Source organism: Arthrobacter sp. TmtSoilC77 (assembly GCF_059739415.1).
Map to the genome: position 1 here is coordinate 1,008,310 of NZ_AP046050.1, position 16,279 is coordinate 1,024,588.

Below are 16,279 nucleotides of genomic sequence, written 5' to 3' on the forward strand. Positions count from 1 at the left end.
GCGGGTCCTAACGCGAATTCCGGATGGTAATAATCTGCGGCCCGCTCAGGTGGCAGCGCTTGCCATGCCCGTCGTCCACGGTAAACTCAGGCCGCTGCTTGGCGCAGACGCCGTCGCCCACCAGTTCGGCGTATTCGCACCTGGCGCTGAAGATGCAGCCTTTGGGCAGGTCAAGGAGCGACGGCGGCTGGCCGGGTATGGGGTTCAGCTGGCTCGCGGAGCCGTTCAGGGTGGGCATCGAATTGAGCAGGCCCAAAGTGTAGGGGTGCCGGGTGTCGTAGAAGATCTCGTCCACGGGACCCGATTCGACACACTGGCCGCCATACATGACCAGGACGTCGTCGCATATTTCGGCCACGACGCCGAGGTCGTGCGTGATGAGGATGAGCGCGGAATTGGTTTCCTCCTGCAGCTCTGACATGAGGTCCAGGATCTGGGCCTGCACTGTTACGTCCAACGCGGTGGTAGGTTCGTCAGCGATCAGCAGTTCCGGCTCACAGATCAGTGCCATGGCGATCATGGCCCTTTGGCGCATGCCACCGGAGAAGTGGTGCGGGTACTCATCGAAGCGCTGCTCGGGACTGGGAATACCCACCCTTCCCAGCATGTCGACGGCGGCTCTCCGGGCCTGCTTTTTGCTCGCCTTGTTATGGACGAGGTAGGCCTCGGCGATCTGGTGTCCCACGGTATAGAAGGGGTGGAGCGCCGAAAGAGGATCCTGGAAGATCATGCCGATGTTGCGGCCACGGAGTTGGCGCATGGCGGATTCGGGCAGCGTGACCAGGTCCTTGCCCTGGAACATTGCCTGTCCGGTGACGTGGGCCGAGGTGCCCTTAAGGAGGCCCATGAGGGCTTGGCTGGTGACGGATTTTCCTGAGCCGGACTCGCCCACGATGCCAAGGGTCTTGCCGCGCTCCAGGGTGAAATCCATCCCATTAACGGCGGAGACCAGACCGTCATCCGTGGGGAACTTCACGGAGAGGTTTCGGACGTCCAGGAAGGGGGCGGTGGCCGTGGCGCCCGCTGGGCGGCGGGCAGGGGATGACGTCAGTGGTGTGTGGGTCATTGGAGCCTCACTCGGGGATCGATGGCGGCGTAGGCGAGGTCCACCAGAACATTGGCGACGATGACGAAGAACGCGGCCAGCATGGTGATGGCCATGGTGACCGGCAGGTCACCCGAGATTGCGGCGTGCACGGCAGTGAATCCCAGGCCGGGGACGGAGAAAATCTGCTCGGTAAGGACGGCGCCTCCCAAGAGCAAGCCGATGTCCATGCCAAGCATGGTGACAACAGGTGTGATCCCGGCACGGACGCCGTGCTTGAACGTGACGGTCCGGGGGGCCAGGCCCTTGGCGCGGGCAGTGCGGATGAAGTCCTCGCCGAATGTTTCGATCATGTTGGTCCGGGTGACGCGGATGTAGGAGGCGCTGAACAGGACGGCCAACGCAATCCATGGCAGCAGGTAGTTCGCCACCCACGCGCCCGGCCCATGTGGACCAAAGGGGCTATTGATCTCGTTGGTCGTGAACGGCAGTAGGTGCAGCTGGTTGACGAAGAGAAGCAGCAGGAAAAGGCCCGTCACCGGGATGGGCAGCGATACGCCCACCGAGGCCGCGCCGACGATGAACTTGTCCACGGGCGAGCCCTTGCGCAGCGCAGCGAGCAGGCCCAGCCCGACGCCGGTAATGGTCCACAGGATGAGGGCCCCAATGGCCATGGAGAACGTGTAGGGGAGCGAGCGGGCGATGATGTCCGCAACGCTCTCATTGGTCTGGAAAGACTTGCCCAAGCATGGCCATTCACAGAGCGTCTCGGCTCCGGGCGCACCAATCATGCGGGGTGAGAAAAGGCCGCGCATGTAGTCGATGTACTGGATAAAGAAGGGCTGGTCCATGCCCAGGGCAACGCGCGCCTCGGCCACGCGTTCGGGGGTGCATTCCTGTCCGCAGGCGGCGGCCGCGGGGTCGGAGGGGCCAAGCTGGAAGAGCGTGAAAGTGATGAAACTGACTGCGGCGAGCAGCAGGACCAACGATCCGGTCCTGCGAAGAATGAAAGTCATCATTGTGGTGGTTGCGGGGCCGCCTGCTGAGCAGGCGGCCCCGCTTCTCCTTCTGGACTATGCCGATGTGTTGTCGAAGCCCGGTTAGTGCTCGACGCCGACGATCGAGAGGTCGATGCCGCCGAAGAAGTAGCCCACCTGGGCATTACGGACGTTGGATCCCACCACGCTGTTGGTGTGGCTTCGGATGAGCGGGACGATCGGATACGTCTTCAGGGCCGTGCCGAATGCCTCGGACCACTTCTTGCCAAGCTCCTCAGAAGTACCGTCCGTGTTGCGCAGATCGAACATCGTTTTGGAAACAACGGGATCGAAGTAGCGGGAAGTGTTGGAGAAGCCGTAGCTGGTTCCTTCATTGTTCGGTCCCAGCAATGGGTCCGCTGACGTACGGACGGAGGCCGGATCGGCACCACCGCACCAACCCGAGCGGCCCATGTCCGGAAGCTGTTCGCTGGCCAGGACCGAGTAGTAGTTCGGCGCGGGGATGGCCACCAGCTCAACATCGATGCCCAGGGCCTTCAGGTTTTGCTGGACTACGGTGCCGGTGTTCTTGAAGGCATCGCGGTTGTTGGCGTAGCCGTATGTGAGGGACTTGGGGTAGTCCTTGCCTTCAAGGAGCTTCTTGGCTTCCTCCAGCTTGGGCTTGCCGGCAGGATCCAGCTCCAGCTCAGTCTCGACGTAACCCCGCATCTTGGAGTTCAGCGGGCTCTGCGTGATCTCGCCAAAGCGTCGTCCGCCGTACTGCACCAGGATGGATTGGCGGTCCAAGGCCAGGGCGATTGCCTTGCGGACGTCCGGGTCCTTGATCTTTTCCGTGTTCAGGCTAAGGACATCGTTGCAGCCCAGAAGGCCGGACGCGACGCGATCCTTGACCTTGGCATCGGCCAGCTTGGCTGAATCCGAGGTCTGGAGAGCGCCGTTGGAATCGAGGGTAATGGCATTTGGATCCGAGTCAGCCAACAGCTGCTGGCTAATGGTTGCCTGCGAGGTAGAGAGTGAGAAGCTGAACGTGTCCGGAAGGGCAGTGCGGTTGGAGTCCGTAGAGGGATCCCAGTGCGGGTTGCGGACCAACTTCAATGACTTGCCCCGGTTGTAGGACTCCACCATGTACGGGCCCGAGGAGACCGGGTGGTTGGTGTAGTCCAGCTTGGTGTCCTTGGCCTTCGGGACCGGGGCTGTATTGGAACGGGATGCCAGGGCCGGGAACTCCGCGAAAGGCTTCTTCAAGTGGAAGATTATGGTGCGGTCATCCGGCGTTTCCACCGCCTTGAGCACAGCGGAAGGATCCTTGTACGGCCCCTTGTACCCGCCGGCGTCGAGCGCTGAATTCAACTCCTGCGGCGCCTGCGTGAAGACATCCTGCGCGAAGGTGCGTTCCACGCCGTACTTGATATCGGCGGAGGTGATCGGTGTGCCGTCCTCAAACTTCACGCCTTCCTTGAGCGTGAACGTCCAGCTGAGGCCATCGTCGGAAACCTTGCCGGTGTCCGTCGCGAGGTCAGGGACCACTGTTGGTGGTTGGCCTGCGGTTTCCTTGGCCATGGTGAGCGTCCGGTAGTACAGCTGGCCCACATTGGCGGTCTGGACGTAGTTGCTGTTGCCGGGATCCAGGGTCTGGAAGTCCGAGGACATCAGGACGTTGAGGTTGCCGCCCTTGGCGTTGAAGCCGGACTTCACCACCACTGGCGCCAACTCCGTGACCGATTCTGCGGACTTGGTGTTGCCGGGCTGGTTCTGGCCAGCGGCGCAGCCTGTTGCGGCCATGGCAATCAGCACGGAAAGCGCCAGTGCTCTCGTGGGGGTTTTCATGATGCTCCTCTTGAAGGGGTTGGGTGGAGGGAGATGTTGGAAGTTAGTGGCGGGAAGCCTTGGGGTCCAGCGCGTCCCGGACGGCGTCGCCCAGGAGGTTGAACGCCAGGACGGTGACGATGAGCATGACGCCAGGCACGGCCAGGAACCATGGATCGCTGAGGTACCAGTTGCCGGACTGCGCGGCGTTCAGCATCTGGCCCCACGACGGTGTGGGGTCCTTGACGCCGACGCCCAGGAAGGAGAGGGCTGCTTCAGCAGAAATGTTGGTGGGGATCAACATGGTGGCGTACACCAGGACGACTCCCATGACGTTGGGGATGATCTGGCGGAACAAGACACTCAGGTGGGAGGCCCCGAAGGAACGGGCCGCTTCGACGAATTCGCGCTCGCGGAGGCTCAGCACCTGGCCTCGGACGATTCGGGCCAGATAAGCCCAGCCGAAGAATCCGAGGATGATCACCAGCGAGGCCATGGGCAGGAAGCTGCCTTCACCCAGCGGCGTGTCCCGGAGGCGCGACTGCAGGATGGGCGTCAGTGAGAGCACCAGTAGAAGGTGCGGAAAGGCAAGGAACAGATCCATGATGCGGCTGATGATGGCATCGGTCTTGCCACCGAAGTAGCCAGCGGCTGCACCGAGCACTGTTCCCAGAACTACGGAAACGGCAGTGGACAGCAGAGCGATGGTGAGGGAAACCTGGCCACCGTAGGCAAGCCGGGCGAACAGGTCGCGGCCCAGGCCGGGCTCAACGCCCAACCAGTGCTCGGCCGATGGATACATGTAGCCGGGGAGCGGCAGGCCAGGCGTCTGGAAGTCGTCCAGTACCTCCGGGCTGGTGTTGGACGTGAAGGGGTCATTGCCGGACATCGCGCTGAGCACGGGGGCAAGGATGGCGAAGAGCATGATGGCCACCACGACGCACAGGCTCAGGAGTGCGATCTTGCTCCGCCGGATCCTCATCCACGCCGTGGCGAGCAGCGAGCGCGCCTCGGCGGTGGCTGCTTTGCCCTCTGGCGAGGTTGCCGGAGTGGGCGGCGGACTGCCGGTATTCGGTTCGATGGACTGTAGCTGGGTCAACGGTTGTGCTCGTTTCATGATCCAGGGAGCTGACTCCGCGATTCTTGTATACCAAACTAGATTAGATCAGGATTGATGCGATGTAAATCACAAATAATGTACTGTTTGGAATACCAGATAGCTATTTTGTTCGAGCAAAGGAGTGCACGTGCCCATCAAGGCAACTGCCCGCTACGTCCTGGGGCACAACAACGGGCAACACGTGCTACTGGAGGATGCCTGCGTCGTCTACAGCGGCGACACCATTGAATACGTCGGGCACAACTACACAGGTCCCGTAGACGAGGAACTCAACCTCGGTGACGCACTGCTGATGCCAGGCCTGATCGACCTCGATGCCCTGACCGACATCGACCACCTCATACTCGACAGCTGGGCAGGGCCGGAGCAGGCAAAGGGACACCAATGGTCCGAGGACTACTTCCGCAACCGCCGGGCGGATGTCTTTACCGCCGAGGAACGCCAACAGATCCGCGAGTACGCCCTCATCCAACTGGTCCTGCACGGCATCACCACCTACATGCCCATTGCGTCGGAGGTCCATTCCGCGTGGGCGGAGCCGTTCGAGGAACTCGTGGGTATGGCGGAGAGCAGCCGACGGCTGGGCTTGCGCGGCTACCTTGGGCCCGCATACCGCTCGGGCGTGAACGTCGTGTTGGAGAACGGCGAACGCTCGGTCATGTTCGACGTCGACCGCGGCCGTGAGGGGCTCGCGGACGCCTTGCGCTTCATTGACCATGCGACGGAGCTGAACGACCCGCTAATCAGCGGCGTCCTGCTCCCGTGCCGCATCGAGACCCTGGACATCGAACTGCTCAAAGCCACGGCGGCCGCTTCGGAAGAGCGGGACGTCCTGGTTCGCCTGCACTCCCTCCAGGGCCTCGTGGAAAGGGAGCTCATCCTGGACCGGCATGGCGTCACGCCCCTGGAGCTCCTGGACCAAGTGGGCATGCTCAACGAACGCTTGCTGATCCCGCATGCCACCTACACGGACCGCAACCCCGCGGTGTTAGGAGAGGACCGAGGCGACCTCGCCCGGCTGGCAGACAGCGGCGCCAGCATTATCCACTGCCCGCTGACATCCATGCGCTACGGCAGCACCCTGGATTCCTTCAACGCATACAAGGCAGCGGGCATCAATATCTCCCTGGGTACCGACTCCTTCCCGCCGGACCTGGTCCGGGGCATCGACGCGGGCGTGCAGCTGGGCAAGATCCTGGCAGGCAGCAACGACGCCGGCGACCTCGCCGGATACTTCGACGCCGCCACGCTGGGAGGTGCCCAAGCACTGCGCCGACCGGATCTTGGCCGGTTGGAACCCGGTGCCCAGGCAGACATGGTGGCCTTCTCCCTGGGAGACATCCGGGACGGGGTTCACGAGGACCCGCTAAGGACACTCACCCTCAACGGCACGGCCCGCCAGGCAGTGCTTTCAGTGGTGGCCGGCCGGACCATCATGGCCGATGGTCTCATAGAGGGAGTGGACCTGGATTACTGGCGGGCGAAGGCGCAGGAACTCTTCATCAGGATGCGCAACGCCTACACACTCAGGGATGCCCTGAACCGCCCCTCCGACGAGCTGTTTCCACCCGTGTATGCTCGGTTGGAACGCTGACCGGCGCCGGCCGGCGAATGGAGCGGACGCTGGCATGAAGGGAAGTTTGACAGTGGCTGAGGCGATGCCGGAGACGGGAAATGGCCGCGATGACGAAGCCCGTGCGGAGCACGTCTACCAACTTGTGTTGGAGGGAATCGTCACGGGCACCTTCGCACAGGGTGGGCGCCTGCGTGAACGGGAACTCTCCGAGATGTACGGAGTCTCCCGGATCCCCGTCCGCGAAGCCATTCAACGCCTGGAGAAGGATGGCTTCGTGGCCACCTTCCCGCGCCGCGGCGCCGTGGTCCGGCAACTCACGCTCACCGACGTCAACGAGCTCTTCGACGTTCGCCTTTGCCTGGAAACGTTCGCCGCGAGGATGGCTGCCACCCGCGTTGCCGAAGGCCATTCAAGCGGCCGGCTCGAGGAACTGATGGAAGCCTCCAATGCCGCCATCGACGAGGATCGCGCAGACGACGTCGCGTTGATCAGTGCCGAGCTCCACGCCGAGATCGTCCGTCTCTCCGGCAACAGGCTGCTCATCGAGTCCGTGCAGCCGCTCTTTGGCCGCATGCGCTGGATCTTCGGACTGGCCCACAACCGCAGCAATGAACTCCAACGGGACGAACACAAAGAGCTCTGCAACGCCATCCTGAAAGGCCGGCCGGACCTGGCGTACTCGCTGGCGTACACGCACATTGAGCTCGGCCGGGAACCTGTGCTGGCAGGCCTCGCGGAAACCCTGGAACCCTGAGTTAGTCGTCCGCGTCCGGGTACTCGTCCACTTCGTCGTACCGGCCTGACTCCTCCACCTCAACCTCAAGAATCTTGAGCATCTCGGTGTCCGGGTTCAACATGATGGCGGCCTCATCCCTGCGGTGCTGCAGGACAGTGTCCAGGTAGGACTGCACAGTCTCAGCCAGCGGGATGTAGCGATCCTGCTTCTGGCTCATGTACCAGCGGTGCTCCAGGACCTCGTGCACCACTTCAGCCGGTTCCAGCTTGCCGGCAAGGTGCCTGGGGATGGACCGCACGATCGGCTCGAAGATCTGGCTGACCCATGCGTGGGCGCTGATTTCCTCATCCAGTTCAGGGTTGTTATCTGCCCTGAACTGGTCCATATCGTTCAGCAGCCGCCGGGCCTGGTTCTCCTGGGCATCCAACCCGGTAAGCCGCAGCAAGCGCCTTTGGTGATGGCCGGCGTCGACGACTTTTGGCTGCAGCTGGATGGTTGAACCGTCCGCCGTGGTCTTGATGGCATATTCCTCGACGTCGAAGCCGAGCTCGTTGAGCCGGCGAATGCGGGCGCCCACGCGCCAGCGCTCGCCGAGTTCGAAGGATTCCTTCTCCGTCAGCTCAGCCCATAGCCTGCGGTAACTGTCCATAATGAGTTCACTGGTAGCCACGGGATCGACCTTTTCCTCGATGAGCCCGCCATCCAGGAGGTCCATCAGTTCGCCGGCGATGTTGACGCGGGCAATCTCGAGATCGTACTCGCGCTGGCCCATGGACAGGTCCGGGTAAAGCTCGCCGGTTTCGGCATCCACAAGGTACGCAGCGAACGCGCCCGCGTCGCGACGGAACAGCGTGTTGGAAAGCGAGACATCTCCCCAATAGAAGCCAATGAGGTGCAGGCGGACAAGCAGCAACGCCTGGGCGTCGATGAGACGCGTTAACGTGTCCTTCCGGAGCATCTGCGAGAAAAGCGCCCGGTACGGCATGGAGAACTTCAGATGCCGCGTGACCAGCACCGGGTTCAGCGGCTTGCCGTCCGCGGTCGTCCGGCCAGTGATGACAGCAACCGGCTCCACGCAAGGAACGTCCAGCCGGGCCAGCTTGCGGAGCATGTGGTATTCGTGGCGGGCCACGTGCTCCGAGGTTTCCTTGATGGCAATGACCGATCCACCCAAGTGCGCGAAACGCACGATGTGCCGGGAAATACCGCGGGGGAGGGCGGCGAGGTTCTCGGCCGGCCAGTCCTCAAGGGCAATGTGCCACGGCAGGTCCAACAACTCCGGATCCGCCGCGGCGGCAGTGATGTTAAGGGAACCGATAACGCTGGCCGGTGGTGCTGTGTCCTGCGCGCTGGCCGCCTCAGTCCGGGGGAGCTTGCCGATCTGCCCGTAGTCGGTCGGTTCGTCGTGCCACTGGGCTCCGTTTTGCTCGCTCATGCCTCAATTGTTCCGTACTCGCCGGTGTTGGCGTTCATTGCTGGGGGAAAGGGAGATTCGGGCATCGCGGACCACTGGACGTCCGGTGCTGCCTGGAAGGTGACGCCCTGCCTTGTGAGGCGCTCACCCAAGGCGCCAAGCCGACGTCGGAAGTCACCAAGGTCCCGCGCGTCCTGGGCCGACCACGCCACTTCCGCCAGGGAAACTGCCCTGGGGTACATGAGCCAGTAGGCCTGTTGGTTGTTCCGGACCGTCTCCGTCCACAACGGGCCTTCGACGCCCAGGATCCTGTCATCTTGCACGCCCCCTTGGGCGGGATTCCAGTCGTAGTACTCGGCCCACGTGAAAGGCCCACCGTCCACCCACTCAAGGCCGACGGGACTCGTTGCTTCATACTTCTGGTCCAGGTACGTGTTTGCCGCAGGGGACATGATCATCAAGGACCCCGTGGACTCTGCCTTCTGAACCAAAGGGGGGAGGTCGCCGAACCAATACTGCACGACGTCGCCCTCACGGAGGTCCACGGCGGCGTACTCGTTCCAACCCACCACTTTCTTGCCGGTCTCGGCGGCGATGCGGGCGAACTCCTGCGTCATGCTGACGTAATGCTCGTGATCCGTTACCAACGCTTCGTCACCCCCGATGTGCAGGTAGGGGCCGATCGTCATGGCCGCCATTTGTTCAAGGACTTCCCTGACGAACTCATACGTCACAGGAAGGGCTGCATCCAGCGTCGACCAGCCCACTGCTGCCGAGGTACTCATGCTTGCCGCATGGCCGTCCGGGTTGAGCTGCGGTATGGCTGCAAGGGCCGCATTGACGTGGCCTGGCAGATCGATTTCCGGGACCACCAGCACGTTCCTGGCAGCGGCGTATTCCTGGATCTCCCGGAGGTCCTGCTGGGTATAGAACCCCTCCCGGCCGCGGACTGGTGCAGCTGTGGGGAACTCCACCGCGCCTGCTCCGCCGATTTCCGTGAGCTTGCCATAATCCAGGCCCGATGGATTTTCCTCCGGCGTTCGGATCTCAATACGCCATGCCTGGTCATCCGTAAGGTGCAGATGCAGGGCATTGAGCTTGAACTGGGTCATGACATCTATCTGCTCCTTCACCTCTTCAACGGTGAAAAAGTTCCGGGCGACGTCGAGCATGAGTCCGCGATAGGCGAACCTGGGCGCGTCCTTAATCACGACGGCGGGAATCACCCAGGTGCCGCCGGTCGCGTCGTACGAATCCGTGCTGTTCGAATCCGTGTTGTTCGTATCGTCCGCACCGGTGAGGGAGTGTTCAATAGCAGGCGGGAACAACTGGCGGAGCGTTTGGACTGCGTTGAAGAGGCCAGCGGGGGTTGTTGCCGCGAGGCGTGCACCGGCATCGGTGACAGTCAGCTGATAAGCTTCCGGACCGCCGTCGAGCGTTTCCACGAACTCCAGGGCGATGTCTCCGGCGTCGGCTGTCCCGACGACGGGAAGAGCGAAACCTGTGCCGCGGCGAAGCAGCACCGCCAGCTGCTCCGCGACCGGGACGGCTGCCTCGCTTGCCGCGATCCGGGCCGTAGGGGCAAGCGTGAAGCCCTGACCGTCCGATGGCGCGACGTGTACGGGCCGGGGGATCAGGTTGTCCGTGGTGTTCATGCCGTTCTTTCTGCGGAAAGGTTAACGCGAGAGCGGCCCGACCGGGAAGGGTCGGGCCGCTGTCACAATGCGGATACTTAGGGTGCCGGTGGGGATTAGTCGCCCAGGCGCAGGCCGGTCTTGGTGTCGAACAGGTGTACGTGGCCGGACTGCGGACGAACGAAGATGGACTCGCCCTTCATCGGGGGGCGGCGGCCGTCAACGCGGGCAACGATGTCGTGGCTCTTGCCATCCAGGATGGTGTGGCCGTAGACGTAGGCGTCGGCGCCGAGTTCTTCGACGACGTCAACCTCAACCTGAAGGCCTTCGCCGTTGCCGACCGTCTCGAGGTCTTCCGGACGTGAACCAACAGTAACCGTCTGTCCGTGTGCTTCTTCGAGGACGTCGCGCTTGACCGGGTAAACGGTGCCACCGAACTGGACGCCGCCGTCGACGACCGGCAGTTCCAGCAGGTTCATGGCGGGGGAGCCGATGAAGCCTGCAACGAAGACGTTCTGCGGGCGGTCGTAAAGGTTGCGCGGGGTGTCAACCTGCTGGAGCAGGCCGTCCTTGAGGACTGCGACGCGGTCACCCATGGTCATTGCCTCAACTTGGTCGTGCGTCACGTAAACCGTGGTGACGCCGAGGCGGCGGGTCAGGGACGCGATCTGCGTACGGGTCTGGACACGGAGCTTGGCGTCAAGGTTGGAAAGGGGCTCGTCCATGAGGAAGACCTGGGGGTTACGGACGATTGCACGGCCCATGGCAACACGCTGGCGCTGACCGCCGGAGAGTGCCTTCGGCTTGCGGTCCAGGTACTGCTCGAGGTCAAGAAGCTTGGCGGCTTCGCGAACACGCTCGGCGCGCTCTTCCTTGGAGACGCCTGCAATCTTCAGCGCGAAGCCCATGTTGTCCGCAACAGTCATGTGCGGGTACAGGGCGTAGTTCTGGAAGACCATTGCGATGTCGCGGTCCTTCGGCGGAACATCCGTGACGTCGCGGTCACCGATCAGAATGCGGCCGGCGTTCACATCCTCAAGACCTGCGAGCATGCGCAGGGAGGTGGACTTGCCGCAACCGGAGGGTCCAACGAGGACCAGGAATTCGCCATCGGCGATGTCGATGTTGAGTTTATCGACGGCGGGCTTATCTGTGCCCGGGTACAGACGCGTTGCGTTATCAAAAGTAACTGTAGCCACAGTTATCAATCCCTTCACCGGCAGGTACGTGCCGGACGATCCGTTGTGAATGGTTCATTTTCTTCAGTTGAACTCCCCGGCCATTGGCCGGGGAGGATCGTGTGACGTCGCACGGTACTGTGCGTCACATCACGTTCAAGAGTATGTCAGACTTTTGGATTTACTGCGCAAATGTTACGAACGTCACATGTGACGTTGGTCCCGCTCATGCTTCCCAATGACGGGCTCATGCTTCGGCAGTGACTCGGCGGCGCTCCCGCAGGAGTGCTTCCAACAGTTCCGCAACCTGCACCGGGGCTTCCACCCGGTACTCTGCCTGCGTGAAATCCAAGCCCACCTTGATGCCGACGTCGTCGCCCATCAGCCGGCCCAAGGCGTCCTCATCGGTCACGTCGTCGCCGGCGAACAGAATGGCCGTGGCGCCGGTCGCTTGACGGAGGAACTCCACTGCCTCTCCCTTGGAAGCCTTGACAACGGAGGTCTCCAGCACGCGTTTGCCGGTTTTTACGTACACGCCAGGATGTTCGCGCAGAACCCGCGTGGCGGCCTCGACTGCATCTTCCGCAACGTCGTCGTCGGCAAGCCGTGTGTGAAGGACGACTCCGGCGGGCTTGTCCTCGAGCAACGTCCCTGGCGCGACATCGACGATGCCGGCCAGGACGTCGCGTACTGAAGCGAGCCGTGCACGCTGTTCATCATCCAACTCCAGGCCCACGGACCCTTCGCCCAGCCATACCTCCGCGCCGTGGCTGCCAATCAGCAACGTGTTCACAGGAGGCGAGGCGACCAGGCGCAAACTGTCCAGGGCGCGTCCCGAGATGAGTGCCGTCGTCGTGCGCGGCAGTTCAGCCAGGGCTTCCAAAGCCGCAGCCGATCGCGGAAGCGGCCGGGCGTCACCAGCATGGTCCACGATTGGGGAGAGGGTGCCGTCGAAGTCCAAGGCCACCAGGAGTTGGTCCGTGCCCGCGATACGCCGGATGGCGTCCAACAGTTCCGGGGACAAAGACAGGGGCGTCTGCTCAGCTGTCATCGCGCACCACCTTCTCCTCGAGGGCGGCCAGGAACTCCGCCGACCAATGATCGACGTCGTGGTCCAGGATCTGCTTCCGCATCAGCTTCATGCGGCGGCGGGCTTCCTTGGGGGAGAGGTTAACGGCCCGGAGAATGGCCGACTTAAGGCCATCGATGTCATGCGGGTTGATCAGCAGCGCCTGCTTCAATTGGTCGGCAGCGCCGGCGAACTCACTCAGGACCAGCGCGCCGTCGTCCTCGGAACGGGCCGTCACGTATTCCTTGGCCACCAGGTTCATGCCGTCGCGCAGCGCCGTCACCAGCATGACGTCCGCGGCGAGGTACAGCGCCACCATTTCCTCAACGGGGTAGCTGTGGTGCAGGTAGCGGACTGCAGTGTTTTGGATGGTGTCGTAGGTGCCATTGATATGGCCAACGGTGCCCTCGATTTCTTCACGCAGAAGCCGGTACTGCTCCACGCGTTCCCGGCTGGGGCTCGCTACCTGTATCAGGGTGGCGTCCTCCACCTTGATGCTGCCCTCACGCAGGAGTTCCTCGAAGGCCTTCAGGCGGTGGCCGATGCCCTTGGTGTAGTCCAGGCGGTCCACGCCAAGAAGGATGGTCTTCGGGTTGCCCAGGTCCTTGCGGATCTGCTTGGCCCTCTCGATGATGTCCGGCCTCCCGGCCAACTCGCGGATCTGGTCCACATCGATGGAAATAGGGAAGGCCTGCGCACGGGCAATGTGGGTGACCTCGCCGTCCGGGCCCTTTACATGCACTTGCTGTTGCTTGACGCTGGCGCCCAGGAAGCGGCGGGCAGAGCGCATGAAGTTGCCGGCATCGCTGGGACGCTGGAAGCCCAGCAGGTCCGCGCCCAGCAGTCCATCGATGATCTCGCGGCGCCACGGCAGCTGGGCGAAGATCTCCGGAGGCGGGAAGGGAATATGGTTGAAGAAGCCGATTTTCAGGTCCGGCCGTGCCTCGCGGAGCATGCGGGGAACCAACTGGAGCTGGTAGTCCTGGACCCACACCGTCGCGCCGTCAGCGGCATGGCGGATGACGGCGTCGGCGAACTTCTTATTTACCTGGCGGTACGAATCCCACCACGTGCGGTGGAATTCCGGCGGGGCGATGACATCGTGGTACAGCGGCCAGATGGTCGCATTGGAGAAGCCCTCGTAGTACAGCTCGACATCGTGGCTGCTCAACTGGACCGGGACAAGATCCATCGCTTCGTGGCTGAAAGGGCGCACGGTTTCATCCGGGGCGCCATGCCAGCCCACCCACGCGCCGTCGGACTTGGTCATCATCGGTGCAAGCGCGGTAACCAGGCCGCCCGGTGAGCGTCGCCAGCCCCCGCCACCATCGCCGTCGCCATCGCTGCTGCAGCGATCGACGGGCAGGCGGTTGGACACCACCATGAAGTCGAACTTGCTCGCCGTTGGCTTCCTGGTGGGAGAGGCCCTAACGCCGTCTTCCGTCTTGAGTTTTTCGCTTGCCAAATCCTGCATTACTGCTCCCTGGGGTTGCTGTGACTCACCTCCCAGCCTACCGGCGGAATCATAGAGGGCGGTTGATCGTTCAACGACCGGGTCATTGCGTGCGCGCCGAATCTTCAAGATTGCTCCCGTAAACTGACCCCGTTGCCCTAGCTATGCACTACCGACGTCGAGTAATCCGAGGAACTGATGAGCCCCGCAAACGAACCCCGCCTCTCCAAGGCTGAACGCACCGCCCAGGCACGGGAGAAAGCGCGCGAAATCCGCGAAGCGCAGCTGAAAAAGGAAAAGCGCAACAAACTCCTGATCGGTTGGGGCATTGTGGTGGCCGTTGTCGCGATCCTTGCCGTCATCGCGTTGGTAGTGACCACCAGCATCCAGCAAAGCGCGCCGATCGCCGATCAGGGTCCCACTCCCGCGAATGGCAATGTGCACGGCGGCGTAACATTGCTGGCCAACTCCGACGTCGTAAAGTCCGATGCTTCGTCCGTGAACGTGGCAGACGTCCCTTCGGCTCCGGCAACCAAGCCCGCCACGATCACTGTTCCCGGTGGTGAGCCCGAGGCCGGCAAGCCCGTCAAGGTGATCGCCTACATCGACTTCATCTGCCCTGTTTGCAAGCGGTTTGAGACAACCTACGGGGAGTCGCTCACCAAACTACGCAACGAAGGCAAGATTTCCGTCGAGTACCGTCCCCTTGGCTTCCTGGACCAGCAATCCACCACCAACTACTCCTCACGCGCCGCAAATGCCGCAGCGTGCGTGGTGAACTCTTCGCCTGAGAAGTACGCCGACTTCTTCAACCTCCTCTTCGAACGCCAGCCTGCCGAAGGCAGCGCCGGTATCTCGGACAACGACCTCAAGGCCATGGCCAAGGAGGTGGGTGCAGCGAACATCGACTCCTGCGTGGACAGCAAGCAGTACCGGCCCTACGTAAAGGTGGCTACGCAAGAAGCGGCAGCCATCGGCATCACGGGCACCCCCACCGTGTTCATCGACGGTAAGAAGTGGGACGGATCCACCGACCTGAACGCTGAAATCCAGACCGCGGTTGACGCCAAGGGCTAGGTCTTAGGAATTTACGACGGCGGCTGGTCGCCTCGGTTTGTGCCTTGCGCTCAACCTGGGGTGGCTGGCCGCCTTCGTGATTTCCGTGACGGGGAGGGTCTGGGCTAACCTTATCTAGCGTCGTTTTCGGCGCATGCCTCCTTAGCTCAGTTGGCCAGAGCACCGCTCTTGTAAAGCGGGGGTCGTCGGTTCGAATCCGACAGGGGGCTCCACAGGGCGCTGGTTGGGTCTTTTCCAGTCCATCGCGGACCCGATCCTGCAGACCCCGCTATTTCCTGCCGACCATGTGTCTTTGGGAAAGAACGCCATCAACCCATGAGCGCAGGGCTGCTGCCGGTGCGGCCCCGGCGCGGCGGGCGAGGACCTTTCCGCCGATCAGGATCATGAGTGTGGGCACCGCTTGAATGCCGAAACGCCTGGCAAGATGGGGCGAGTTGTCCACATCGACTTTGACGAGCTTCACCGTTCCGGCCCGTTCCTGCGCCAATTGATCGAGGACCGGGCTGACTATCCGGCACGGGCCGCACCAGACAGCCCAGAAGTCGACAAGTACCGGGAGAGTTGCCCCTTCGGCGACTTCGGCGAAGTCTCCGTCGCCGGCGGCAACGATCCAAGGCAACAGGTGATGGCAGTGCCCGCATCGCGGCAGGCCGCTGGCACTGGGTGGAACCCTGTTTGGCTTTGCGCAGTGCGGGCATACGGTGATGTTTTCTGTCATTCCTGCCGGCTTTCAGACGACGGGGTGGCCGGAGCAACGAGGTCAGTATTGGCATGGGGTCTTTCCCGATGCTGTGCTCCGGCTTCGCGCGCGCAATGCTCGCAGCAATAGATTCCTTCGTCGGTCTCGACGCCGTGTCCCAACACCCGGCAGCCACAATGTTCGCACGCCGGTGCCATCATGTGGATGGCACATTCGAAGCTGTCGAAAGTGCCCTTTTGGCCGGCCCTCGTGACCGTGAAAGTCCTCGGATCGTCGTTTCCGCAAACGTCGCATCGTGCCATCGTGGTGTGTCCTTTCATGGTGACCGGTGGAACCGGCTCCGTCATTAGGTCCGAAAAGAGGCCCATGCCCAGTATCTGCCGTGAACCATCCGTGCTGTAGGGGCCAAAGGCCCCGGACGATGAGTCCTGTTGGGGTTTGAGGGTCAGAGTAATTTGGCCGGGCGTATGCAC

At 62.6% G+C, this 16,279-nt stretch carries 14 protein-coding genes and 1 tRNA gene; 4 read left to right on the forward strand and 11 right to left on the reverse strand.

Features of this window, described 5'->3' with window-relative positions; translation table 11 throughout:
- Nucleotides 1-7: 7 nt before the first annotated feature.
- From AC6I99_RS04765 to AC6I99_RS04780, 4 genes are all read right to left on the reverse strand, one after another.
- The gene (locus AC6I99_RS04765) at nucleotides 8-1,066 is read right to left on the reverse strand and encodes an ABC transporter ATP-binding protein (RefSeq protein WP_497960536.1); all 1,059 of its coding nucleotides are present in this window, start codon (nucleotides 1,064-1,066) and stop codon (nucleotides 8-10) included.
- On the reverse strand, nucleotides 1,063-2,064 hold the full coding sequence (locus tag AC6I99_RS04770; RefSeq protein ID WP_497946283.1) for an ABC transporter permease: 1,002 nt from the start codon (nucleotides 2,062-2,064) through the stop codon (nucleotides 1,063-1,065). Before AC6I99_RS04770 ends, AC6I99_RS04765 begins: the two co-directional genes overlap by 4 nt.
- A gap of 81 nt (nucleotides 2,065-2,145) precedes the next feature.
- The gene (locus AC6I99_RS04775) at nucleotides 2,146-3,870 is read right to left on the reverse strand and encodes an ABC transporter substrate-binding protein (protein ID WP_497960537.1); all 1,725 of its coding nucleotides are present in this window, start codon (nucleotides 3,868-3,870) and stop codon (nucleotides 2,146-2,148) included.
- A gap of 43 nt (nucleotides 3,871-3,913) precedes the next feature.
- A complete protein-coding gene (locus tag AC6I99_RS04780; RefSeq protein ID WP_224093556.1) occupies nucleotides 3,914-4,966 on the reverse strand; it encodes an ABC transporter permease in 1,053 nt (350 codons plus the stop codon).
- A 130-nt stretch (nucleotides 4,967-5,096) separates the two neighbouring features.
- Between AC6I99_RS04780 and AC6I99_RS04785 the strand changes: the two genes are divergently transcribed.
- Nucleotides 5,097-6,563, forward strand: coding sequence for a chlorohydrolase family protein (locus AC6I99_RS04785; RefSeq protein WP_497960539.1), 1,467 nt, complete (start codon nucleotides 5,097-5,099; stop codon nucleotides 6,561-6,563).
- Nucleotides 6,564-6,597: 34 nt separating this feature from the next.
- Entirely contained in the window at nucleotides 6,598-7,299 is a 702-nt protein-coding gene (locus AC6I99_RS04790; RefSeq protein ID WP_224093559.1) for a GntR family transcriptional regulator, read from the forward strand.
- A gap of 1 nt (nucleotide 7,300) precedes the next feature.
- Here the strand turns inward: AC6I99_RS04790 and AC6I99_RS04795 are convergent, their stop codons facing one another.
- From AC6I99_RS04795 to AC6I99_RS04815, 5 genes are all read right to left on the reverse strand, one after another.
- Entirely contained in the window at nucleotides 7,301-8,716 is a 1,416-nt protein-coding gene (locus tag AC6I99_RS04795) for a DUF4032 domain-containing protein (protein ID WP_224166520.1), read from the reverse strand.
- Nucleotides 8,713-10,350, reverse strand: a complete 1,638-nt coding sequence (locus AC6I99_RS04800; protein WP_224166521.1) for a beta-N-acetylhexosaminidase — start codon at nucleotides 10,348-10,350, stop codon at nucleotides 8,713-8,715. Before AC6I99_RS04800 ends, AC6I99_RS04795 begins: the two co-directional genes overlap by 4 nt.
- Before the next feature lie 95 nt (nucleotides 10,351-10,445).
- On the reverse strand, nucleotides 10,446-11,528 hold the full coding sequence (locus AC6I99_RS04805) for an ABC transporter ATP-binding protein (RefSeq protein WP_223935952.1): 1,083 nt from the start codon (nucleotides 11,526-11,528) through the stop codon (nucleotides 10,446-10,448).
- 226 nt (nucleotides 11,529-11,754) lie between these two features.
- On the reverse strand, nucleotides 11,755-12,558 hold the full coding sequence (gene otsB / locus AC6I99_RS04810; protein WP_497946270.1) for a trehalose-phosphatase: 804 nt from the start codon (nucleotides 12,556-12,558) through the stop codon (nucleotides 11,755-11,757).
- On the reverse strand, nucleotides 12,548-14,050 hold the full coding sequence (locus tag AC6I99_RS04815) for an alpha,alpha-trehalose-phosphate synthase (UDP-forming) (RefSeq protein WP_276573611.1): 1,503 nt from the start codon (nucleotides 14,048-14,050) through the stop codon (nucleotides 12,548-12,550). The genes otsB and AC6I99_RS04815 overlap by 11 nt, the downstream gene beginning before the upstream one ends.
- Before the next feature lie 177 nt (nucleotides 14,051-14,227).
- Here AC6I99_RS04815 and AC6I99_RS04820 point away from each other — a divergent pair, with 177 nt between their 5' ends.
- Nucleotides 14,228-15,106, forward strand: coding sequence for a DsbA family protein (locus tag AC6I99_RS04820; protein WP_224093564.1), 879 nt, complete (start codon nucleotides 14,228-14,230; stop codon nucleotides 15,104-15,106).
- A gap of 135 nt (nucleotides 15,107-15,241) precedes the next feature.
- A tRNA-Thr gene (locus AC6I99_RS04825) sits at nucleotides 15,242-15,318 on the forward strand.
- Nucleotides 15,319-15,374: 56 nt separating this feature from the next.
- Here AC6I99_RS04825 and trxA read toward each other — a convergent pair.
- Both trxA and AC6I99_RS04835 read right to left on the reverse strand, forming a co-directional pair.
- The gene (gene trxA, locus AC6I99_RS04830; RefSeq protein WP_309926810.1) at nucleotides 15,375-15,824 is read right to left on the reverse strand and encodes a thioredoxin; all 450 of its coding nucleotides are present in this window, start codon (nucleotides 15,822-15,824) and stop codon (nucleotides 15,375-15,377) included.
- On the reverse strand, nucleotides 15,821-16,174 hold the full coding sequence (locus AC6I99_RS04835) for a metallothionein (protein ID WP_309927436.1): 354 nt from the start codon (nucleotides 16,172-16,174) through the stop codon (nucleotides 15,821-15,823). The genes trxA and AC6I99_RS04835 overlap by 4 nt, the downstream gene beginning before the upstream one ends.
- Nucleotides 16,175-16,279 lie beyond the last annotated feature (105 nt).